Raw genomic sequence first — 21,010 nt, 5'->3', positions numbered from 1 at the left:
CACGACGACGAACGGCAGCGATTGAGTCTCGTCGAAGGAGACGACCGGCGGCTTCTCCTCATCCGGGGCGGGCGAAGACCGCCGGGACAAGGGGACGCTCGTCGAGGAGGATGCGGGTCTCGACGGGTTCCCGGTCCACAGGGTCGCCCGCCACGATCTCGACGCGCAGCCTGCCGGGCGTGGCTGGGCGCATGAAGGGCTGTCGCCCGGTGCGCCGGATCCAGCCGGCCCGCAGCCGCTGGTCCGCCTCGTCTGCGTCGGTGTCCGCCAGTGAGGCCCATTGCGGTTCGCCGAGTAGCCGCCCGAGTGATTCCAGCAACGCCGCGCGCCGACCGGGAGGCCAGTCCAGCAGCATGCCGGGACCGCCGCTCAGGTCCAGGGCGAGCGAGAGCAGGGTGGCGTGGTGGTCGAGGGTCGGCGGCAGGAGCCTGGCCCGTGTGACGACGCTTTCGTACAAGGTGAGCGCGTCATGGTAGGCGAGGAGGTCGGTCGGGGTGTCGCGCGTGCATCCCATCCGGACGAGGAGTCTGCCCGCCCGGGCGAGCAGGGCCGTGTCGGAGGGGTGTTGGTCGAGCAGGCCGGGCAGCCGGGTGGCCTCCTCGATCCGGCGGGCAGCCGTGGTGCTGAGGAATCGGGGTGCGGCAGAGAACGCTTCCAGCTCCGTACGGATCGCTTGGGGATCCCCTGCCCACAGGGCGCGGACGAGTGGCCGCAGTTCGTCGTGGCGGGTGTAGGCCGATGAGCCAGATGACGGCGGCGGACCGTCGGTCGAGGATGTCGAGGGCGTCAATGGCCGGGCGGGTGAGCTCCCGGAGCAGGCCGAGGGCGGAAAGATACGGGACGTCTTCGGACTCGCCGAGGCGCATGAGCAGGGCGAGGCCAGCGGTGACGGCGGACACGGTTGTGCCGGTCCGGGTCAGCTGCCGGCCCAGCGACCGGGCCGCGTCATGCTGCCCGGCCTGCAGTGCCAGGTTGGAGACGGCTGACCGGATCAAGTGCTTGTGGCGGTCCCCGACGCCGAGCCGAGCGCAGCGGCGGTGCAGGGTGGCGGAGTCATCCGGTAGCGGGCTCAGCGCTGGGAGTCGCCACGCCGGGGCGGGACTCCGTCGGGGGACTCGCGCAACACGCGCGGAACGTGGTCGTACAAGGCAAGCGGGAGGGTGAGCGCGTCACGCTCTTCCTGGGCGCTCACCGGACGCAGTGGGACTCGATTCCGTAGGTCATGTGCGCAGCCTGCCAGCCCGCTTCCACTCTGTCGAAGGAGTTTGGGGGAAACAGAGGAAGGTTCGTCCAGGATCATCGACCGCATCAACAGCACGATCGACCACTCATGCGGCCCGTAACTTCGATGCAGGCGAAGCAGGCGAAGGAAACCGGGCACCCTTGCCGGCATCACCGCAGGTCAAGAAGTGTCGTCCCCGCGCCCGCGGGGGGGGCACCTGAGCAAGAGGTGACAGTCACCGTGGTGACCTCGGCAAGCGGCTCATGGGGTCTGCTCGTCTTCGATGAACGGGGCGATCAGGCTGTGGGGTGTGTTGTCGCCGAAGAGGAAGGGGTGTGTTGTCGCTGAAGAGGAACTCGTGGAGTTGGGTGCCGTCGGTGGCGGCTTCGGTGCCGCGGGGGAACATGGCCTGCTCGTACTCGGTGAGGGCGACTTCGACGTCGTCGAGGTGGGCGGCGATGGCTTGGCCGAGTTCGGCGCCGTCGTACATGGCCAGGTTGGCGCCTTCGCCGTTCGGGGCCGAGAGGTGGGCGGCGTCGCCGAGCAGGGTCACCCCCGGCACGCGGTCCCACCGGCGCCCGATGGGCAGGGCATAGAGGGAGCGCAGGATCGGCACGGTGTCACTGTCGGTGATCAGCGCGGTGAGCTCCGGTGCCCAGCCGCTGAACTCCTGCGCGATCCGGGCGGTGGCCGCGGAGGCATCGGTGAAATCGATGGCGGCAAACCAGTCCTGCGGCTCGGTGAGCGCGACGTAGGGTCGTCACTCCCGCCACCGGACCGGGGCGCGTCGACGCCCAGCCGTGACTGCCCGTCTGCCCGTCTGCCCGTCTGTCCGTCTGCCCGTCGCGAACCCACGACCGGGCGTTCAAGGGCGGTCGGTCAGTCCTCCGCACAAGGGGTACGAAGCGGCCTACGCATCGGCCGGGTGGGCCCCAACTCGTTCTGATCCGGTGGCTGCAGGCGTGCGGCAAGGTCTGCTCGTTCGATGGGCAGGAGCCGCGGGGACTCGTCCGCCGGGGGCATGCTCCTGATGGCGCTCGGGCCGGTGCCGAGTCGGCGTCGTTCGGTGCTCATGACGGAAGTCTGGACTCTGCTCCGGGGCAGTCCGTGGGCACCCCCCTGTCTGCTCCAGCCGTTTGATCAAAGGTGTGGACGTCAACGCGCCACATGGGTGCTTGCAGTGCGACGCTGACCGCCGCTCTCGGGCGACGGGGGCTGCCGGCGGCAAGAGCGGACTGGAGAGAATCACGACATGACCCCTCCGAAAGAGATCTCCCGCGATTCCCTTCTCCGTCAGGGCTTCGTCCTGGAGTACGCCACGCTGGCCTGGAACGCCATCGGCATCGTGGTGCTTGCTGTCGCGGCGGTCTCCGCCCGGTCGGTGGCACTGGCCGGGTTCGGACTGGACTCCCTGATCGAGATCGGCGCCTCGACGGTAGTGATCTGGGAGCTGTCGGGCACCGGTGAAGCACGTCGGCATCGCGCGCTGCGGCTGATCGGCGTCGGGTTCGGGGCGCTCGCGGTATTCCTGCTGGTGCAGTCCACCTGGGTGCTGGCCGCCGGCTACCACCCGCGCCACTCGCCGCTGGGCATCGGGTGGACCGCGGTCACCGCCGTCGTGATGTTCACCCTCGCCGCGGGCAAGGCCCGCACCGGCGCCGCCCTGGACAACCCGGTGCTCAAGACCGAGGGCCGTGTGACGCTGATCGACGGCCTGCTGGCCTCCGCGGTCCTGCTCGGCCTGGCCCTGAACACCGCCGTCGGCTGGTGGTGGGCCGACCCGGCGGCCGGCTACGTGCTGGTCTACTACGCAATCCGCGAGGTCCGCGAGATCTTCACCGGCGGCCACTGAACAGACAGCCACACCGGCCCCTTCCCCGCTGGGTGGTGATCCGGCGTACGAGCGGTTCCCGTCCTTGGAGGAGTTGTCCCTCGTGTCGGCGTACACGCGAACGTGCCCAATCACGTGCGGATGAAAGGGGTCTGACGCTGGTCTCGTCACGGTACCGGGCTGAGCTGGGCATCCTTCGAGTGTGCGGGTTTGGGGATTTGGGGATTTGGGGCACCGGCGGCATGTCTGGCACAACCTCGCCCAGGCCGTGGAGAAGTGTCTGACCAGCCACTGCTCGGGCCTCCGAGCGCCTGAACCGGACGGCGAAGCAGACATCGGCGGCGAGGGGATCCCACCGATGCCGGACGGGATACCGGACGGGGATGCTGGACTCCCGCGGGCGACCACGCCGTATCGTCGCCACGATGCTCCGGAAGCACACGGAGGTTCGGCAACTCCATTGTCAGGGCCGGTCGTTATGCAGTATCACCGCGACCTGAACCTGGACTACTACGCTGTCCGCCACTTCGCCCGCGCTCCCTGAGCCTCGTTGCTGCCGGTCCGTCCTGCCGGGCGCCACCGTCGTCCTGGACGCCCGCCGGTGACGGACCGGGTCGCGCTGGCAGGCATCGTTCATGTGCTCCGCGAAGGCGTTGCCTGGCGAGACGTCCCCGTTCAGGTGGTGGGGTGCTCGGAGGTGACCGGTTGGCGCCGCTTGCGGGACGGGGCCGAGGCCGGTGTCTGGCCTCGGCCGTCGACCGCGGCAGGACCGGTTCTCAACACCATGTGATCGTGGATCGTTGCGGGACCCCACTGGCTGTCTCTGTGACCGGGGGAAACCGGCGCGATGTCACCCAACTGATCCCACTGCTCGATGCACCAGCGCCTGCTCCGGCTCGCCTGCAGCCTCATCTGCCTGCGACGAATCAGCACGTAGGTTCAGGACAGGATGATCGGGTTGGTGAGCGCCGCCATGTGCCCGTGCGGGTGACGTACCTCGATCCTGATGAAAGCCGACTCCTGCGCTGTGGTGAACCACTCGGCGGTGCCAGTGCCATTGCTGGGAAGTGGTTCGCGGTGGACCTTGCCCCGGTCGGTATGGAAGCTGACGGTCGCCGACGGGACACCGCGTACGTGTGCCCGCACAGCGACCCTCTGTCCCAAGGTCTTGAGGTGCTCGCCCACCTCTGCGCGGTGTTCACCCGCGGAGGCAGTGAGCGACACTTCGACGGTGGCCGATTCGGCGATCCAACTCCGACCCGCGCGGATGCCGGCAAGGATCGCCTGGGTGCTCAGCTCCTCGGCGAACACAACGGTGTGCGGGATGCCGATCTGGCCCTCCAGATGGGTGTCGCTGTTGCCCATCGCCGGTCGCCACTGACCCTTGTGGACATCTGCGGCCAGGCTGCGTCCCCACTCGGCCAGGGCCGCCTCGTTGTCGGCATTCCACGATCGGTCCGACGTCCACAGCCCGTTCCATACCTCGACCACGTCAAAGCCCTGATACGGATACATGAAGCCGCCGGACGGATAAGGCGCGTGCGGGTGCGCTGCCACGCACAAACCGCCGACTCCGTGAACCTGATCCAGGTGCTGGTCGATCAGCCCGTCCCGCACCCGGTACTCCCAGTCGATCACCTGCCCGGGGCCGATACCGAGAGCGAGCCAATGCCCGGTCTCGGTCGTCATCTCCTCGCCAAGGACCACCAGGAGATCGTGATCGACGTGGGGAGCCCAAGCATCATGCGCCTCAGCGGTGTTGTGTTCCGTGGTCGCGATGAAGTCGAGCCCTACCGCACACGCGCCGGCTGCCAGCTGCTCCGGGGTGAGCTCGCCGTCCGAGTGCACGGAATGGACGTGGCAGTCCCCGCGATACCAGCTACGCCCTCGACCAGCCACGCGCAGGGGCGGGAAGTTCGCCACCGGCATCCCTGTCCTCCATCGTTCCCCTGCCAACCGAACGCATGCAGGGTAAGCGGAGCGGAGAGGGTTTCGTAGTCGCGGGCTCGATACGCTGACCCCATGTTCAGTTCCGTAATTGCGTTCGCCGGTGCGGCCTTTCTGATTGCGATGGTCCCGGGGCCGAGTACGGCCGTGATCCTGCGCCGTGCGGTGATGAACGGCCGCAGAAGCGGTATCGCCACGGTCCTGGGCAATGAGTGCGGGGTGTTGCTGTGGGGCCTCGCGGCGGCGTTGGGGCTCTCCGCCCTTCTGCTGGCCTCGCAGGTCGCCTACGACGCGACGCGGATCTTCGGCGCCGCGCTGCTGGTGTGGATGGGGGCGCGTGCTCTGTGGCGGGGGCGGCGGCCTGACGGACTGGGTGAGGAACCGGCGGAAACGGCGGCGGTGTCGCACCGACGGGCGTACTGGCAGGGATTGGTCACCAACTTCGCCAATCCCAAGGCGGGCGTGTTCGCCGTGTCCTTCCTGCCACAGTTCGTGCCGCAGGGAGCTCCCGTACTGCCGACCTTGCTCGCCTTCTCGGTGATCTGGGCCGTGATCGACCTGCTCTGGTACCTTCCACTGATCTGGCTGGCCGGACGGGTCCGCGGTGTACTCCAGCGGCGGTCGATTCAGCGCCGGATGGAGCAGATCTCCGGGGCTGTCCTGGTCGGGCTGGGGCTGCGCCTGGCGGTCGAGTCGTAGGCAGTCGGAGCCGGTCCCGTCCCGTCCGTCCGCTCACTCGCTCGCTCGCTCGCGCAAGGGAAGAGGACCGCTGTGCACGCTGTCATCGTCTGGTGAGACAGGTGGGGCACCGTCCTGCTCTGGGAATCGAAGGAGGCGGCTCAGCAGCCGTTGCCCAGTCGGGCGCTTGAGCTGATCGGTTACCCAGCAACAGTCGCGCACACCTTTGACGTCGAGGCCACGATCGAGGGCCGCTACGAGACGCGGCAGCTCGAACAGCGCGGCCTGGCCTTCGACGAGAGCGCCGCAGCAGTGCCGCAGTGATGGCTGGTGGCTCCCGCCAGTCATCGAACGTCCGAGCCCGGAGCCGGGCTGTGCGCGACGCCGTATTCGCGGGCGAAGCGGTTGGCCTCCGCGGCGGCTCCCGTCATCCGGTGCAGCCACAACCCGTAGGCCGCCGACTCCATCTGCTCCTGCGTCAGATACCGCTGCCACCGCTTGATCCCGTGATCACACGATGCCGCCCTGACCTGCTCTGCCAGCCGTAGGCGAGGGTCGTGGCCGTACGGCGTCAGACGGGCCGCCCACCGCACGGGCGGCCCCTCCCAGAACCGCTGCTCCGCGCGGTCCTCCCGGTCGGCAAGCTCCACCTGGCACTGGCTCTCCAGCGCGTTCACCTGCTGCTGGCGCGGCGGGAGGAGCTCCGTGTCCAGCGTCCAGCCGCGCCCGGCCGCCCGCCCGCGCTCGCCCGGCGCCTCCAGCACCGACAGCGCCCGCTCTCAACTCCTCATCCCACTCCCCTGCGTTGTGTGCCGCATCCGTACGCGTTCGCCGACCGTAGACGTCGATGGGCGACGGCCTGTGTTCCCTGCCGGGGTGGCGATCCGCCGGCATCGGAGGGCTACACGGTGGCCGTGAGGCACCGCCGCCGGTCCTCTGCCAGACGTGCCCGGCGCAGGGGACCCGAAGCCGCACGGAGGAATTCTCGAGGCAACACTCACTCGACATGTCGAATTTATTACCTTATGAGCACATCCTGTAGCAGCCTTGGGGTGTGACGAACATCCCCAAAGAACTCAAATACACGAAGGACCACGAATGGGTCCTCACCATGAGCGGCGGCAAGGCCCGCGTCGGCATCACCGACCACGCCCAAAAGGAGCTCGGCGACCTCGTCTATGTGGAGCAACCCAACATCGGCGCGAAGTTCGAGGCCTACGAGCCGTTCGGTTCCGCGGAATCGGTGAAGGCTGTCACCGAGCTCTACATGCCGGCCGCCGGCCAGGTGACCGCACGCAACGACCGGCTGAACGACGAGCCCGAGTTGGTCAACACAGACCCGTACGGCGACGGATGGCTGATTGAGATCAGCCTCAAGGACCCGAGCTCCGACGGCCTGCTGAGCGCGAAGGAGTACGACGCTTACATCACGTCCGGGGATTAGCCCTCCCACGTGTGGCGGGGCCCAGCCAGGCCCCGCCACATTCCTCGCGACCATGGGCGGCGGCCGGACGGCGCGGACGTGCCACTGTGGGCGGATTCCGGCCATAACCCTGTCGCCTGGCCGAATCCAGTGCCATGCTGTGACGGCGGTGATCCTCTTGCTCCCAGGCGGAGGCCCCCGCCCTTGGGCCCGTCCGTGTGCTGTCACCTTGGCGGGCCGCGCCGTCCCTCCCGGCCTCCCCACGGGAGGGCCGACGGCTGCGCGGACATGTCTGTGCGGCACGGGCTCCGGCCAGAAGGACGGGCGGGCGGACGGGCGGGCGGACGGGCGGACCCGAAAATGGTTGGTGCGTGACCGCTCCACCTACGAAGTCCCGCCTACCCGTCCAGGCGACGAGCGACGAACTGTTCGAACCGGCCCAAGCGGTGCGTGCCCAGGACGTCGACCTCCGGCCGGTTGCCCAGCGCGTTGAGTCGTGGCGGATCCTGCTGGTGCTGACGAACACCGAGGTCGCTCGGCGACAGACGATCGCTGTGAGGCGATCACGCCGTCGACCGTCTCGAGGGTCCCGCCCACCTCTCACACCAGGGCCAGTGGCCTGCAGAAATCAAGATAGAAGGGCTCCAAGAGTCAATCGCCAGCAGGCAGGGACGCGGGCTTGCGCAGCAGCCACTGTCCCAACGTCCGACGTGGGGACCGCACCACGACGCGACCAAAGCTCTTCTTGCCGACCAGCTCCACTCGCAGCGTGATCTGCGTACCAGGGGCCGGAGCCTGACGGATCTTGACCTTGCTGTGTTCCAGTGTCAGGGCATCGGCATCGACCACGATGCCCGGCTTGGTGACCAGCGTCAGGGTCTTGCCTTGCATGTCCACGTCGATCCGCAAGGTGTCCTGCGTAATCACTGCCTGAGTGAAGTCGAGTGTCACCTCGCACCACTCCACTGCAAGCTCCAGCCTCCGCGGCACCACCCAGCGCCCCGCACGTTCGACCGCACTGAACCTCCGGTCGATCCGAAGCACATCCTTGACCTCTGCCACGGCCGCTCCGGTCGAGGTCGACACGGGCGGCAGGTCAGCGGTGAGCGGCGTCAGTTCGCTGACGGTCCGCGCCGACAGAGCAGCCTCCAGACGCTCGTCCAACTCGGCCGCGGTCAGCAGGCCGTCCCCCGCCGCGACACGCAGTACGTCCACCACTCCGTCCCGGTCCGCATGAGAGGCCCGCAGCTCGGGCGACGAGCCGGGGCCGGGGTGCTTCCTGTTGGGCGAGATCTCCTGCGACATGCTTCCGTCCTGATCCTGTCGAAGGGGTTCGCGCGGTGCAGCCAGCGGCACGACGAGAGGACTAACGCTATATCGCGACATGAGTCCCGGCCAACCCCCATCACGAAGGAGAGGCGATCGTCAGCGTTGATCCCCATGCCCCCACAACAGCAGCGCTGCCTCGGTGACGCCCGCCGTTGATATGCCCCTGCTGTTCCCGGTCGGCCTGGCACTGGAGGACTACGCCCAACGGCCGGATCAGGGACCACCGTAGCTCCTGTGGCGGACCCCCCGGGTCGTCATCGCAGGTGACGACCCCGATCCCTCCCGCCGCCTAGCGTGCTGCACATGATCGGGATCGTCCGGCGACTGCCTGGCGTTCCGCTCACCTCCTCCTTCGCACCGATCCAGGGATTTGTCATGCCCAAAACAACACCTGATGCGGTCGGTCCGACAGCCCTCACTCTTCTCCTTGGCCTCTGGGGGATCAGACGCGAGAACAGCATGTGGCGCGACGAGGCGGCGACGTGGCAGGTGGCCCACAGGACCGTTCCCGAGATCTGGCACCTGCTGGACCGGATCGATGTCGTCCACGGCCTCTACTACCTGTTCATGCACGGCGTTTTCGCCGTCTTCGGAGACAGCCTCCTCGCCCTGCGACTGCCCTCCGTTCTGGCCATGGCCGGCGCCGCCGCCCTGGTCACGCTCCTGGGTACCCGACTGGCCGACCGGTGCACGGGGCTGGCCGCGGGCCTGGCTTTCGCCCTGATCCCCGCGGTCCAGCAGTATGCGCAGGAGGGACGTCCGTATTCTCTGGTCGCGGCCTGTGTGGCACTGGCCTGCTGGCTGCTGGTCGCGGCGGTCGACCGCCCGGACGCCGGCCACTGGGTCGCGTACGGCATGGCCGTGCTGACGGGTGCACTGCTCAACTGGTTCTCGCTCCTGGTGCTGTTCGCACACGCAGTGACGATCGCCCTCGCCCGCCTGCCCCGCGCGACCGTCCTGCGATGGGCGGTCGCCTCGTCTGCCGCCGTGATCGGCACGATGCCCCTCGTCATGGCCAGCAAGGCACAGTCGGCGCAGGTCGCCTGGATCCCCTCGATCCACCGGAGCACACTGCTCGGCCTCCTACTGACGCTGCTCGCGGGCGCGCTCTGCGCATGGTTCGCACGCCCGAGAGGGGACCACCGCACGCCCCGCGGCGCCCGACTCCCGCTCACCACGGTTGCCCTGCCACTGCTTGTCCTTCCTCCACTCCTACTGCTCGCCGTCTCTCTGGCCCATCCCGTCTACCTGGCCCGCTACGTCCTGTTCAGCCACCTCGGGCTCGCCCTCCTCATCGGCGCGGCGTGCCGCGCCCTCGCGTTCCGCCTCCGCACGCCACCTCGCCGACTGATCGTCGTGGTCATGGCTCTCGCCTTTCTCGGGCTGCTTCCCGTCGAGCTGTCACTGCGCAGTGCGGCCGGCCGAGTCGACGACGTGCTGTCCACGGCCGAGAACGTCGCTGCGGTCCGTGAGGCGGGTGACGTGGTGCTGTACATCCCCGCGGCACGCCGTGACACCGCCCTTGTCTCGCCCGCCGAATTCACCGGGACCAGAGATCTGGCGCTGGTCCGCGGCCCGCTGGAATCCGGCACCTTGAACGGCGTGGAGGGCACCCCGGAACAGATAGCGGACGCCATGCCGGCCGTACACCGCGTCATCGTCGTCAGCGACGAGAGCGCGCCATACGCCACCACAGATCGCGACCGGGCCAAACAACGTGTCCTGCAGGCACACTTCGTCCGCTGCTCCGAAACCTACGAACGCGGCCGCCGGGTCACGGTGTACCAGCGCCGCCACACTCGGCGCGATGAACTGGGGCCGCCCGGCACGTCGAGGTTCTTGTGCCTGCGGGGAGACAGCCGGGTGATGTCTTCGTCCCGGAACTGGTGAGCCTCAGGCCGGAGCTGGGCTGCGGCTGTCCGGGACCGACACGACCGTCTGGCCGCACCGGTCGCCAGCGCTCCCCGTTCGCTGCCCTGGTGCAGGCGAAGGAGACCGCACCGGCCTGAGCTCCCGCCGCCCGTGGGGGTGATGACAGTCGTATCGCAGTCGTCTCATTGGGAGCTCGCGCCAATTTGTGCACGCTCCAAATGCATGTCCCAGGCTGATACTTGACGAAGCGTCAGTCGATTGAGCGTGGCGGCGTCCCCGCGGTGTCCGCACGGCGGGACCGGAAGCGCTTGAGGAGGAGTGCCGTGCCCGCGACAGCAGCGAGAACTACGCCACCTGCGACCCAGGTCACGACCTCGGTGCGGGATGTCCCGGAGAGATGCGCCGCCTGCTGCGCGGGGCAGGTACTTGTTCTGGAGGCAGGGGCGATGCGCAGCCGGGCCCATGGCTGGTTCGGGCGGTTCTTGCCCTGGTCGGGAGCGTGCCGATAGACGGGGTAGAGACCTGACGCAACGTCGCATCTGAGGGTGGCGGTGGCGGTCAGGACCGCTCGTGCGCCGCGCGGGACGGGCTGGTCGGCGAAGGCGGGGGACGAGAGGGAGATGACCCGTCCAGCCCCTCGTCGTCATTGTCGGTGATCGTGACGGCTGCCGGCACGGAAAGACCTGACATCCCGTTCCGACTGGGGCCAGGTGGTGTTCGCCGCCCAGTGTTCCTCCCGGTCGGGCGGGGGGCTCGTCTTGACCTTGCCCCGGCAGGCGCGACGCGCGGCCTCGTCGGCCGGTTCGGCGCGTACGTGTGCCCACGGGGCCCCGCGCTCGGCCGGGCGTGAGACACCGGCACCGGTCAGCGTGACCGGGTAGGTGCCGGGCCGGGCGTCGCAGGCGATGGTGACGGCGGCCGTCAGCCGGGGTGCCGTCATCCGCATCCGCCCGGCCTTCGGCAATACCGGGGAGGTAATGGCGTCGCCGTTCACGGCCTGTCCGCTCGCTGCGGTGGCGGCCAGCGTATGGCCGGGGTGCACGGACCGGACACTGCCGAACGGCAGCGGTGCCGGTCCGGCGGCGGAGGCGGTCCGGCGGCCAGGAGGGGCAGCAGGAGCGGCAGTACCACCACTGCCGCGGTGCGGAATCGGTCCAAGGCCTCGCCTGTCTGACTTGTGACGCCGCGTCAAGCCGCAGGTGACGCTAAGCTACTCACCACCATGTCGAACATATGTCCGATTATGTGAGATCGGTATTGACCGCCGTTCGGCTTTCTCCAAGACGGAAAGACACCTCGTTGAGTTCCAGTTCCAGATGGATTCCGGCCCTAGCGCTCGGTCTGTGCGTGGGCATACTCGGCACAGGCCAGGCGCTTGCCGCGACCGGTACTCCGGTGCCGCCGGTCCCCGCTGCAGCGATGGCCCGTCCGACAGGGCCCGGGGCGGCGGCAGTGTCGCCCGCCCCCTCGGCGACGCCGACTCCCGCCCAGCCCAGCCGCCCGTCTGTCTCCCCGACCTCCTCCGGCGGCCCAAGCCTGAGCGAGGAGGAGAAGTACTGGACTGCCAGCCGCATGGACAACGCGGTCCCGCTCGAGAGCCCACCCGGCCAGGCCCCTGCAGCCTCGGCGCCCCACATCGGCGCGCGCGGCACGCCACCGACCGGCACGCCCCATCCCGAGCACTTCGGCGGCCACCCGATGGTGGGCACGTTCTTCTACGACGGCAAGCCCTTGGGTGGCAAGAGCACGTACTGCACGGGCAGCGTGGTGCACACGGCCGCCCATGACATCGTCCTGACCGCCGGGCACTGCGGCCGCGGTCTGGAGAGGGCCACCCACCGTATCTTCGTGCCGCAGTACCGCGACGGGCTGTCCGCCGCGAACCAGCCGCGCGGCGTCTTCCCGGTGTCACAGACGTACATCGATCCGCGCTACGCGGCGAACACCAAGAAGCCCACCTCCGACCTGGACCTGGCCTTCGCGCAGGTCGATCGCAACAGCCGGGGCAAAGTGGAGGACGTGACGGGCGCCCTGACGTTCACGCCCACCACCAACTACACCCACAACGTCACGGTCATCGGGTATCCCAGCTCCGAACGCGTCAATTCGAAGCACCAGGCGATCCGCTGCCACGTCACCACCTCGCGCCTGCCCGGATACCGGCAGGTGCGCATGACCTGCACCGGCTTCTACGGAGGGGTCTCCGGCGGCCCGTGGATCGAGAACTACGACCGCACCACCGGCACCGGCAAGGTCATCGGCAACACCGGCGGATACAACGGAGGCGGCAACGACGCCAACGACGACTGGGTGACGTACGCGCCCATCTACGGCAAGGACGCCCAGAGCCTGTTCAACGACGCCGCCGCCCATCGCACGGTGGGCGCGAGACCGCCCTACCAGCCGTCGACGGGCAGCCCGGTCCTGCCCGGCTCGGCGGGCACCTGGCAGCACGCCAGCCTCCTGGCCTCCGGCGACATCCGCCACAGCGGGCACTTCGACCCCACGCGGCAACTGCTGGCCTCCAACAGCACCTGGACTCACGCGCAAACCCTCACGGCCGGCGACTACACCGGAAACGGGGCCACCGACGACCTCGTCATCCGCTGGTCCGACGACGACATCACCATGTACACCGACACCGGCGCCACCCGGCCAGGGACCGAACACACACTCGTCGCCGCGACCCCCTGAGCCACAACCACCGCAGCCCCGACGCCCCGCCACCACCGGGGCGCCGGGCCACTCGTGGCTGTCTCCCAACCTCACTGCGAGCGGTTCGACCGGGCTGAGGTCCAGGGCCGTCACACCCCGCACGAGGATCGGCTGGGCACCCGCAGCCTGTCCTCGATCTGGTAGGCCAGAGGTCTGCCGAGCCGTCCGTCAAAGGCCAGGTCCGGCGTGCTGGGGGCTCTGCCGTGCCAGGACAAAGCCGATGACCTCTACGGCATTGAACGCTCCCAACGGCACCGCGGCCACGCACCACCACGGGGAAACGGCGCCCCGGGCGCCCGCGATCAGCAGCCCCACGCACCCCACACCTGAGGCACCCGCCACGAACAGCTCCAGCCATCCGTTCGCGCGGAGCCCGTACAGCAGGCTCGTGGGCTTCGTCCTCATGTTCACTCCGTCAGTGCGGGACGGATGTGTCTGGCCGAGCCTCGGCGCAGTGCATTCGGTCCGGGCCCGACACCCAACGACCGTACGGTGCCTGAGAGATCAGGGCATCAGGGGAACTACGTAGCAGGACGCCTAAGGCCTGTCTTCAACTCCGGCGAACAACCCGGACCCGAGCCACTTGCCGACGCCGCGTCTCTCCCCCTCGTCCTGCACGGGACTTCGTCCTGGACCGCCGAAGGCCCTCGGTCCCGGCAGCAGTAGTGGGCTGCCGGGGCCGAGCTTCATCCGTGCCGAGTCACTTCACGAAGCGGTACTTCAAGTGGGTGGCGAGGGGCGTGTCGACCACCCTGACCGGCTCAAGATTCCGCCGCCCAGCGCCCAGTCCCTCGAAGAGCCGCAGTCCCTCTCCGAGCAGCGCGGGCACCATGTGCAGCTGCAGCTCGTCGATGAGTCCCTCCCTGAGGTACTGCCGCACCGTTCTCGCCCCGCCCGCGATGTCGACGTTCTTGTCCCCGGCGGCGGCCTTCGCCTGGTCGAGGGCGCTGTGGATGCCGTCGGTGACGAAGGTGAAGGTGGTGCCGCCCTCCTTGACCAGGGCCGGCCGGGGGCGGTGGGTGAGCACGAAGACCGGGGCCCTGAACGGCGGGTTGTCACCCCAGAACTCCTCCCCCGTGTCGTACATCATCCGCCCCATGACCACCGCGCCGGTGGCATCGAACTACTCGCGCATCAGCACCGAGTCGCGGTTCTCCTCCCCGCCGGTCATGCCCTGACGCTGCCGCCAGCTCGCAAGGCTGTGGATCCACTCGAAGAGCGGCTCGGCACCGTCGCCTCCCGGGTTGTCGATGGCGACGTCGGTGCCGGCGACGCAGCCGTCGAGGGAGATGGCCATATCCGCGGTTACGGTCACGATGGGGTTGCTCCTGACGTCCTGGGATGCGCTGCCTTTACTCTCACGTCGATCGGGAGCCCACGTATTCGACACTCCCGGCGACACTCGACAGCCCCCACCCGTCAGAGGGTGCCTTCCCGGCAGTGGAACGCCAGGTCGGATTCCCGCCAGCTTCCGGCATTGCTGCCAGCAATGCTCGACGTCATGAACCGACTTGAAGGAAACGTGGCCTTGGTCACGGGCGGAAGCCGGGGTATCGGTGCCGCTGTGGCGTTACGACTGGCCGAAGAAGGCGCCGACCTCGTCCTGACCTATGAGAACAGCGCGGAACGCGCCGGCGAGGTCGTGGAGCAGATCAAGGCCAGGGGGCGCCGGGCCCTTGCCATCCAAGCCGACAGCGCGGTCCCTGAGGCACTCACCGCCGCGGTGGACGAGGCCGCCGCGATGTTCGGCAGACTCGACATCCTGGTCAATAACGCCGGCGTCTTCCTCGTTGGCCCACTTGAATCCCTGGGGTCGGCAGAGATCGATCGCACTCTGGCGGTGAACGTCCGGGCGCCGTTCGCAGCGTCCCAGGCGGCGGTGCGTCACATGGACCAGGGCGGCCGCATCATCAGCATCGGCAGCAATGTCGCCGAGCGTGCGGCATTCCCCGGACTGGCGCTGTACTCGATGAGCAAGACGGCTCTGGTCGGGATGACGAAGGGCCTCGCCCGAGAACTCGGCCCGCGTGGAGTCACCGTCAATCTGGTGCACCCCGGCCCCACCGACACGGACGCCAACCCCGCCGACGGGCCGAACGCCGAGATGATCGCCGGCTTCACCGCTGTCGGCCGCTATGCGGAAGCGGCCGAGATCGCGGCCACCGTCGCCCACCTGGCGAGTGCGGACGGCGCGTACATCACCGGAGCCTCGATCCATGTCGACGGCGGCTTCACCGCCTGACACGGGAGCTCGACCAAAGCGCTGTCAGGGTTCCGTTACGTACCCTTCTGTCCATTGGTCCTCGTCGATCACAGCCTCTTCGACGTAGAAGCAGTCGGGCTCGTCGGCAAAACCGGGAAGACTCCGGGCCCGTTCTATGCGTTTCTGCGCGACCTCGCGGCTTGAATAAGTGCCGAGGTGTTTGACATCGTCGCCGGCTTCTTCGTCGGACCGGAAGTCATCGGGATTTGTGAAATGCCGAATCGCTCCGTCTTCTTCGGCCCGGTGATGTACGTGCCATAGCAGGTAGACCTTGACAGGTCCGCTCATGCTGTTTCGCCTTCCCTTTTTCCTCCGATGAAGCGAGCCCGGGCCCCACGACCGGCCGTCCGGTGCAGCTGGTCGCGGGGCAGGTACTTCCTCACCTCGTCATAGATCGAGCCGGGTCCCCGGTTGACGCTCGTCGGGCACCATGGGACGCCGGTGGGCGCTGCCGAGCATCCCGTGTCGTGTCACGCGTCGAGTGTCTTCTTCAGTGCGGCCAGGCCCTCGGCGTAGATGCCGTGGAACAGGGTGATCGCTTCTTCATCGCTTGTCCCTGCCGGTGTGAAGGTGCCGGACCACTCCACACGGCTCTGACCGCCGGGCACTTCGTACACGGTGAGGGTGGAGCGGTAGCCGGTGACAGGGAACGGGGCCTGAAGAATGGAGTAGCTGTACGTGCGCGCCTGGTTGTCGAACGCTTCGAGGCGTTCGACGATGACGCCGCCTTCCTCGTTCGTGAGGCTACGGACGCGGCCGCCCTCGCTGAGCGTGCTCTTGGGAATGTAGGGCAGCCAGTCGGGCAGGGAGTCGAAGCCGCCGATGAGCTGCCACACGCGCGCGGCGGGCGCGGGGATGTCGATGGTTGCGGTCGTGGTCGCCATGGTCGTCTCCCGAACAGGTGAGGTGGAGGTCAGGCGCTGGGTACGGGGGCGTCCTGAGCGATCAGCCCCTCCGTGCGCAGAGCCGTCCAGAAGGCCGCCGGGACCTTCTCGCCGAGTGCGGCGACGTCCTCTACGATGCGGCTCGGCCGGGAGGCGCCGGGGATGGCCGCGACAACCGCGGGGTGAGCAAGGGAGAACTGCAACGCTGCCGCCTTGATGCCGACGCCGTGCTGCCCCGCGAGCGCCTTGATGCGCTCCACCTTGGTGATGACAGGGGCGGGGGCCTTCTGGTATTCGAAGTGCTGCCCGCCGGCCAGGACGCCGGAGCTGTAGGGTCCGCCGACGACGATGTCGACGTTCTGAGCCTTCGCCGTCGGCAGCAGCCGCTGCAGGGCCCGCTCGTGGTCAAGCAGCGTGTAGCGGCCGGCGAGGAGGAACGCGTCCGGCTTCGGCTCGTCGAGGTCCAGCGTCAGCTCCAGGGGCTCGACCCGGTTGACCCCGAGGCCCCAGGCCCTGATGACGCCTTCGTCGCGCAGCTTCTGCAGCACCCGGAACGCGCCGGTACGGGCGGTCTCGTATGCGGCGAGCCACTCGTCGCCGTAAAAGTCCTGCGCGACGTCGTGCACCCACACGATGTCGAGGCGGTCTGTCTTCAGCCGCTTGAGGCTCTCGTCGATGGAGCGCAGCGTGGCGTCGGCCGAGTAGTCGTTGACGATCTTGTTGGGGCGTCCATGTTCGAACAGTCCGCCCTTCTCGCCCAGGTCGCGGGCGGAGGGGTCCTCGATCTCGTCGAGGATGACGCGGCCGACCTTCGTGCTCAGGACGAACTCGTCGCGGGGGCGGTCGGCCAGGGCTTCACCGAGCCGGATCTCGGACAGGCCCGCGCCGTAGAAGGGCGCGGTGTCGAAGTAGCGGATGCCGTTGTCCCAGGCGGCGTCCACGGTGGCCGCGGCCTCCTCGTCGGGTATGGCTCGGAACATGTTGCCCAGCGGTGCGGTGCCGAAGCCCAGGCGGCCGGGCAGGAAGGACTTGATGGACATGGTGCGGATCCTTGCTGTGCGAGTGGCGACGGATGTGCTTTCTGCGCCGTTTGCGCGGTCCGTCGGTCTGGCACGTTCGAGGCTAGGATCTAGACTTGAGACTGTCCAAGACTTACTTGGACACACTTGAGTCCTTAGAGGTCTGACATGCTTGACCTGCGGCAACTCCGCTACTTCGTCGCCGTCGCCGAGACCGAACACGTCGGCCGGGCCGCCGAGCGGCTGCACATCTCCCAGTCACCGCTCAGCCGGCAGATCGCGCAACTCGAGCAGAACCTGGGCCTTGCCCTGTTCGAACGCGGCCAGCAGAGAATCCGGCTCACCCGGGACGGCCAGGTCTTCCTGGCCGAAGCCCGCGCGCTACTGCGGCATGCGGATCGTCTGGAGAACCTGGGCCGTCGGCTGGGCCGCGGAGAAGAGGGCGGCCTGTGCATCGGCTACGTCGCAGACGCCATGCACACCGGCATCCTGCCCGGCGCACTACGCGCTCTGCACAACGAACGCCCCGGCATCCACATCGCCCTGTACAACCTTTCGCCGACCGAGCAGTTCGAAGGCCTGCGGCAGCGCAGCCTCGACATCGCGCTCGTCCATGAACCTCCGACCGCGGATGACCCCGACCTGCTGGCCGCACCTCTGCTCGAGGACCCGCTGCTACTCGCCCTGCCCGCAGGGCATCCGCTCGCCAGCCAGGAAAAAGTGACTCCCGGGGACCTCGATGGTCAGCCGTGGATCGCAGTCGAGAATGCCCAGGACCCCACCTGGCGCGACACGTTCGTCGCCGCCTGCACGGCAGCCGGCTTCACGCCCGACATCCGCCTCGACGCCGCCGAGCCGCTGACCGCGCTCGGCCTGGTCGCCTCCGGGCTCGGACTCGCATTCGTGCAAAACAGCATGGTGCGCGCCACTACTGAGGATGTCGCGGTGCGCGAGCTTCCCTGGCACGACACATGCATCCAACTGTGGGCCGCATGGCACCGAGTCGACCTGCGACCCCTCGTGACCTCGTTCCGCGCCACAGTCCTGCGCACAAGCAGCACCGCCTAAGCCCTCTCCGACAGGTCCATGTCCTACTGGGCAGCGGGGTGCGCAGATGCTCGCGTCCATCGTTGATGCCTGGCAGCGGCCGAGACACCCCGGCGAGTCCGCATGCCTGCGGCGCCTGTCATGGACTCGGCTTCTCTGCTTCACCATCTGCGCAATGAGCTCAACGCCTTCCGCGCATGCCTCGACGGCGACCTGTCCGTACCGAAGAGCACTGCGGCGAGTGGACGCTGCACGACCTGGCAGGGCACCTGGGCAGTTCGAATGCCTGAGGAGCAGCCCTTGCTCCTGTTGTGGGGCCGGATGTCCAGCACACGAGCGAGGTTTTCTGCTGGACCGGCGACCGGCGGGCTGGTCCGACCATCCCTTCGTTCCTACGGGGGTAACCGGCCCGTCGCACAGTCCCGCAGCGGACGCCGACGACACCCGTGCACCGCGTCCACGTACGGCAGCTCGACGCACGGTTCCGCCGGATCCACGCCGGCCGGTACAGCCATCAGCACCCCCGCGCACTCGGCCGCGCGGCTGGGTTCGCTGAGACACAAGCCCGAACGAATCGGTTCGTTGGACAACGCCGACCTGCAGGTTTTCCGATCCGAGGGTGCGCGTGTCCCCTGTCGGCGTCGCCGGATTCCCTGGTTCGCGGGTTCTTCGCGGGTTCAGATACTGCCGGGGCGGACGAGGCCGGTCCGCTTGACGGTGGTCAGGATGGAGGTGACCTCGATGCCGGTGATGTGCTCAAGAGTGCCGATCGAATCGGTGAGGAAGGTGTAGAGAGCGTTGAGATCGGCTGCGGCGGCGGCCACCAGGAGGTTGCTCGACCCAGTGGTGGCAGCGGTGAAACGGACCTGGGGGTGACGGCCGAGTTCCTGTCCGGCCTGTTCGAGGCCGCCGGGTGCGACGGTGATCCACAGCAGTGCTTCCGCGTGAACACCGAGCAGGGCAAGGTCGATCTCGGTTGCGAGCCTGAGGACTTGGCCGCTGATCAGTGTGTCCAGCCGGCGGCGGGCGGTAAGGGCCGTGGTGCCCGTCCGGTGCGCCAGTTCGGTGTATGTGGCGCGCCCGTCCTCGATCAACCCGTCGATGAGCGGACGATCGATGGGCAGTGGCTCGGGAGCAGTGGCGAGCGGCTGCGCGTCGTCCATGAGGCTCACGAATTCCTTCGGCAGCAGGCCGGCGTTCCAGGCGAAACCGGCCGGGAAGACGCGCAGCAGCGCATGTGAGGTCCAGCTCTGAACAGCGGCTGTCGCGGGCAGGTCGCGCAGCAGGAGGGCGTTGCGTGCAGCGGCCCCGTCGAGGAAGAGGACGGTGCAGATTTCGTCTCCACCGCCCAAGACGTCCACCCAGAGCGTGTCGGGGCGGCGTGCCAGAGTCGTGGCCACAGCGGCGATGCGGTTGGGGCGGCAGCGGATGCGCAGCGCCATCGGCACCATGTCGGGGAAGCATGCCGGGTTGCGCACGGCCGTGGCGCGCAGTGTGCCGTCGTGGTACAGCGTGGCGGCACGGCGCACGACGGTGCGTTCGGAGATACCGAGAGCTTCGCCCACCGCACGCCAGGACGCTCGCGGCAAGGACATCAGGACCGCGGCGATCCTCCGGTCCGTTTCACCGAGAGAATGGCGCTCTTTCTGCATTCTGAACCCGCCAGCTGTCTTCTTTCCGTGTCTGCGCATGCCATTTCTGGCTGCTTCCTGCTGCCTAAAAATACAACGGTCACAGAGCACATCACAGGATGAAAGGCAGGAGCGATGACGCAGCAGAACCGGCCGATCGTGGCCACGGACAAGGGCAGAGTGCACGGTGTCGTCGAGGGCGCGGTGGCGTCCTTCCGCGGTGTCCCCTACGCCGCCTCTCCCGTCGGGAAGCTGCGCTTCGCGCCGCCGCAGCCGCACCCCGCATGGAGCGGAGTGCGGGAAGCCGTGCAAGCGGGCCCGGCCGCGCCCCAGGGGCCGTCCAGGCTCGAGCTGGTCATGGGCAACCGGAAGCAGAGCTGGGACGAAGACGGCTCGCTCACACTGAACGTCTGGAGCCCCCAGCATGTGCTGGACGGCAACGCTTCCCTACCGGTCCTGGTGTGGTTTCACGGCGGCGGATTCACCAGTGGTTCGGGCGGCTGGGACTGGTACGACGGGGCCCGACTGGCCGCGCTGGGCAACATGGTGGTGGTCACCGCCAACTACCGGGTCGGCTCGCTCGGCAATCTCCGGCTGCCGGAGATCGGTGCCGACAACCTTGGCGCCCAGGACCAGGGCGCGGTGCTGCGCTGGGTGAGGGACAACATCGCGGCCTTCGGCGGCGACCCCGAGACCGTGACGGTCGGCGGCCAGTCGGCCGGTGCCTTCTCCGCCTTTCAGCTCGCGGTCGACCCGGAGACCGGCAAGATGATCCGCCGGGTGATCGCCGAGAGTGGTCCATGGGGCCTTGAACCGCAGGACCCCGAGCTGGCAACCGAGAACACCAAGTCCTACCTGCGCCTCTTGGGTCTTGAAGACTCCGCGGACCTCGCCCACGCGCTGCGCGAGGTGCGTGTCGAGGAGTTGTTGGCTGCCTACTCGAAACTCATGGTGGACAAGGCCGAGTTCGGTGTCGTCGCGCCGCCGATGTACCCGGTGCTCGGCGGATCGGGCATGCCTTACGCGTGGAGGCAGGCACTCGAGGCAGGCGCCCTGGCCGGCAAGGACCTGCTCATCGGATCGACGCGGGACGAGATGACCGCCTTCTTCACGTTCAACAAACGCATTCAGACACGGCAGCTGTAGTTC

The 21,010-nt window shown here is 68.3% G+C and carries 20 protein-coding genes and 3 pseudogenes; 10 read left to right on the top strand and 13 right to left on the bottom strand.

Annotated features, from left to right (window positions below; all coding sequences use genetic code 11):
* Positions 1-58 precede the first annotated feature (58 nt).
* From ACFVWD_RS13375 to ACFVWD_RS13365, 3 genes and pseudogenes are all read right to left on the bottom strand, one after another.
* Positions 59-790 (bottom strand): hypothetical protein, encoded by a 732-nt coding sequence (locus ACFVWD_RS13375; protein ID WP_389595873.1) that lies wholly within the window; start codon positions 788-790, stop codon positions 59-61.
* Between the two features lie 279 nt (positions 791-1,069).
* Positions 1,070-1,192 carry a hypothetical protein gene (locus ACFVWD_RS13370; RefSeq protein ID WP_389595872.1) on the bottom strand — a complete coding sequence of 41 codons (123 nt, stop codon included), beginning with the start codon at positions 1,190-1,192 and terminating at the stop codon, positions 1,070-1,072.
* A gap of 291 nt (positions 1,193-1,483) precedes the next feature.
* A pseudogene (locus ACFVWD_RS13365) lies at positions 1,484-1,976 on the bottom strand (FAD-dependent oxidoreductase); the annotation flags it as partial.
* A 498-nt stretch (positions 1,977-2,474) separates the two neighbouring features.
* Between ACFVWD_RS13365 and ACFVWD_RS13360 the strand changes: the two are divergent.
* Both ACFVWD_RS13360 and ACFVWD_RS13355 read left to right on the top strand, forming a co-directional pair.
* Positions 2,475-3,074, top strand: a complete 600-nt coding sequence (locus tag ACFVWD_RS13360; RefSeq protein WP_389595871.1) for a cation transporter — start codon at positions 2,475-2,477, stop codon at positions 3,072-3,074.
* Between the two features lie 523 nt (positions 3,075-3,597).
* Positions 3,598-3,941 (top strand): annotated as a pseudogene (locus ACFVWD_RS13355) (transposase); the annotation flags it as partial.
* A gap of 51 nt (positions 3,942-3,992) precedes the next feature.
* On the opposite strand, the gene ACFVWD_RS13350 reads toward ACFVWD_RS13355, so the two are convergent.
* Positions 3,993-4,982, bottom strand: a complete 990-nt coding sequence (locus ACFVWD_RS13350) for a CehA/McbA family metallohydrolase (protein ID WP_389595869.1) — start codon at positions 4,980-4,982, stop codon at positions 3,993-3,995.
* 93 nt (positions 4,983-5,075) lie between these two features.
* Between ACFVWD_RS13350 and ACFVWD_RS13345 the strand changes: the two genes are divergently transcribed.
* Together ACFVWD_RS13345 and ACFVWD_RS13340 are read left to right on the top strand one after the other, a co-directional pair.
* Positions 5,076-5,699 carry a LysE family translocator gene (locus ACFVWD_RS13345; protein ID WP_389595867.1) on the top strand — a complete coding sequence of 208 codons (624 nt, stop codon included), beginning with the start codon at positions 5,076-5,078 and terminating at the stop codon, positions 5,697-5,699.
* A gap of 150 nt (positions 5,700-5,849) precedes the next feature.
* Positions 5,850-6,002: a hypothetical protein gene (locus tag ACFVWD_RS13340; RefSeq protein WP_389595865.1), complete on the top strand. Its 153-nt coding sequence runs from the start codon at positions 5,850-5,852 to the stop codon at positions 6,000-6,002.
* Between the two features lie 20 nt (positions 6,003-6,022).
* Here ACFVWD_RS13340 and ACFVWD_RS13335 read toward each other — a convergent pair whose 3' ends face one another.
* The gene (locus tag ACFVWD_RS13335) at positions 6,023-6,442 is read right to left on the bottom strand and encodes a DUF6417 family protein (protein WP_389595863.1); all 420 of its coding nucleotides are present in this window, start codon (positions 6,440-6,442) and stop codon (positions 6,023-6,025) included.
* Positions 6,443-6,732: 290 nt separating this feature from the next.
* Between ACFVWD_RS13335 and gcvH the strand changes: the two genes are divergently transcribed.
* Complete coding sequence (gcvH, locus tag ACFVWD_RS13330) at positions 6,733-7,122, top strand: glycine cleavage system protein GcvH (protein WP_389595862.1); 390 nt, start codon at positions 6,733-6,735, stop codon at positions 7,120-7,122.
* 630 nt (positions 7,123-7,752) lie between these two features.
* Here gcvH and ACFVWD_RS13325 read toward each other — a convergent pair.
* Complete coding sequence (locus tag ACFVWD_RS13325) at positions 7,753-8,406, bottom strand: DUF1707 domain-containing protein (RefSeq protein ID WP_389595860.1); 654 nt, start codon at positions 8,404-8,406, stop codon at positions 7,753-7,755.
* A gap of 399 nt (positions 8,407-8,805) precedes the next feature.
* Here ACFVWD_RS13325 and ACFVWD_RS13320 point away from each other — a divergent pair, with 399 nt between their 5' ends.
* Entirely contained in the window at positions 8,806-10,320 is a 1,515-nt protein-coding gene (locus ACFVWD_RS13320) for a glycosyltransferase family 39 protein (protein WP_389595858.1), read from the top strand.
* A 625-nt stretch (positions 10,321-10,945) separates the two neighbouring features.
* Here ACFVWD_RS13320 and ACFVWD_RS13315 read toward each other — a convergent pair.
* Positions 10,946-11,344 (bottom strand): hypothetical protein, encoded by a 399-nt coding sequence (locus tag ACFVWD_RS13315; RefSeq protein WP_389595857.1) that lies wholly within the window; start codon positions 11,342-11,344, stop codon positions 10,946-10,948.
* A gap of 530 nt (positions 11,345-11,874) precedes the next feature.
* Here ACFVWD_RS13315 and ACFVWD_RS13310 point away from each other — a divergent pair.
* Positions 11,875-12,996 (top strand): trypsin-like serine peptidase, encoded by a 1,122-nt coding sequence (locus tag ACFVWD_RS13310; RefSeq protein ID WP_389595855.1) that lies wholly within the window; start codon positions 11,875-11,877, stop codon positions 12,994-12,996.
* A 189-nt stretch (positions 12,997-13,185) separates the two neighbouring features.
* Here the strand turns inward: ACFVWD_RS13310 and ACFVWD_RS13305 are convergent, their stop codons facing one another.
* Both ACFVWD_RS13305 and ACFVWD_RS13300 read right to left on the bottom strand, forming a co-directional pair.
* The gene (locus tag ACFVWD_RS13305) at positions 13,186-13,422 is read right to left on the bottom strand and encodes a hypothetical protein (protein WP_389595853.1); all 237 of its coding nucleotides are present in this window, start codon (positions 13,420-13,422) and stop codon (positions 13,186-13,188) included.
* Between the two features lie 295 nt (positions 13,423-13,717).
* A pseudogene (locus ACFVWD_RS13300) lies at positions 13,718-14,332 on the bottom strand (dihydrofolate reductase family protein).
* Positions 14,333-14,518: 186 nt separating this feature from the next.
* On the opposite strand from ACFVWD_RS13300, the gene ACFVWD_RS13295 reads away from it, so the two are divergent.
* The gene (locus tag ACFVWD_RS13295) at positions 14,519-15,259 is read left to right on the top strand and encodes an SDR family NAD(P)-dependent oxidoreductase (protein ID WP_389595852.1); all 741 of its coding nucleotides are present in this window, start codon (positions 14,519-14,521) and stop codon (positions 15,257-15,259) included.
* 24 nt (positions 15,260-15,283) lie between these two features.
* Here the strand turns inward: ACFVWD_RS13295 and ACFVWD_RS13290 are convergent, their stop codons facing one another.
* The 3 genes from ACFVWD_RS13290 to ACFVWD_RS13280 all read right to left on the bottom strand — a co-directional run bounded on the left by ACFVWD_RS13290 (position 15,284) and on the right by ACFVWD_RS13280 (position 17,204).
* Complete coding sequence (locus ACFVWD_RS13290) at positions 15,284-15,568, bottom strand: hypothetical protein (RefSeq protein ID WP_389595850.1); 285 nt, start codon at positions 15,566-15,568, stop codon at positions 15,284-15,286.
* A 182-nt stretch (positions 15,569-15,750) separates the two neighbouring features.
* Entirely contained in the window at positions 15,751-16,164 is a 414-nt protein-coding gene (locus ACFVWD_RS13285; protein ID WP_389595849.1) for an SRPBCC family protein, read from the bottom strand.
* Between the two features lie 29 nt (positions 16,165-16,193).
* Complete coding sequence (locus ACFVWD_RS13280) at positions 16,194-17,204, bottom strand: aldo/keto reductase (protein WP_389595847.1); 1,011 nt, start codon at positions 17,202-17,204, stop codon at positions 16,194-16,196.
* 147 nt (positions 17,205-17,351) lie between these two features.
* Between ACFVWD_RS13280 and ACFVWD_RS13275 the strand changes: the two genes are divergently transcribed.
* Complete coding sequence (locus ACFVWD_RS13275; protein ID WP_389595845.1) at positions 17,352-18,251, top strand: LysR substrate-binding domain-containing protein; 900 nt, start codon at positions 17,352-17,354, stop codon at positions 18,249-18,251.
* Between the two features lie 656 nt (positions 18,252-18,907).
* On the opposite strand, the gene ACFVWD_RS13270 is transcribed toward ACFVWD_RS13275, so the two are convergent.
* Entirely contained in the window at positions 18,908-19,882 is a 975-nt protein-coding gene (locus ACFVWD_RS13270) for an Lrp/AsnC family transcriptional regulator (protein ID WP_389595843.1), read from the bottom strand.
* Positions 19,883-19,996: 114 nt separating this feature from the next.
* On the opposite strand from ACFVWD_RS13270, the gene ACFVWD_RS13265 reads away from it, so the two are divergent.
* The gene (locus ACFVWD_RS13265; RefSeq protein ID WP_389595841.1) at positions 19,997-21,007 is read left to right on the top strand and encodes a carboxylesterase family protein; all 1,011 of its coding nucleotides are present in this window, start codon (positions 19,997-19,999) and stop codon (positions 21,005-21,007) included.
* Positions 21,008-21,010 lie beyond the last annotated feature (3 nt).

This window comes from Streptomyces sp. NPDC058086, assembly GCF_042885015.1.
In the GTDB taxonomy this organism is placed as follows: Bacteria; Actinomycetota; Actinomycetes; order Streptomycetales; family Streptomycetaceae; genus Streptomyces.
Note: the sequence above shows the minus strand (reverse complement) of the source record. Positions and strands in the feature narration are given on the sequence as shown.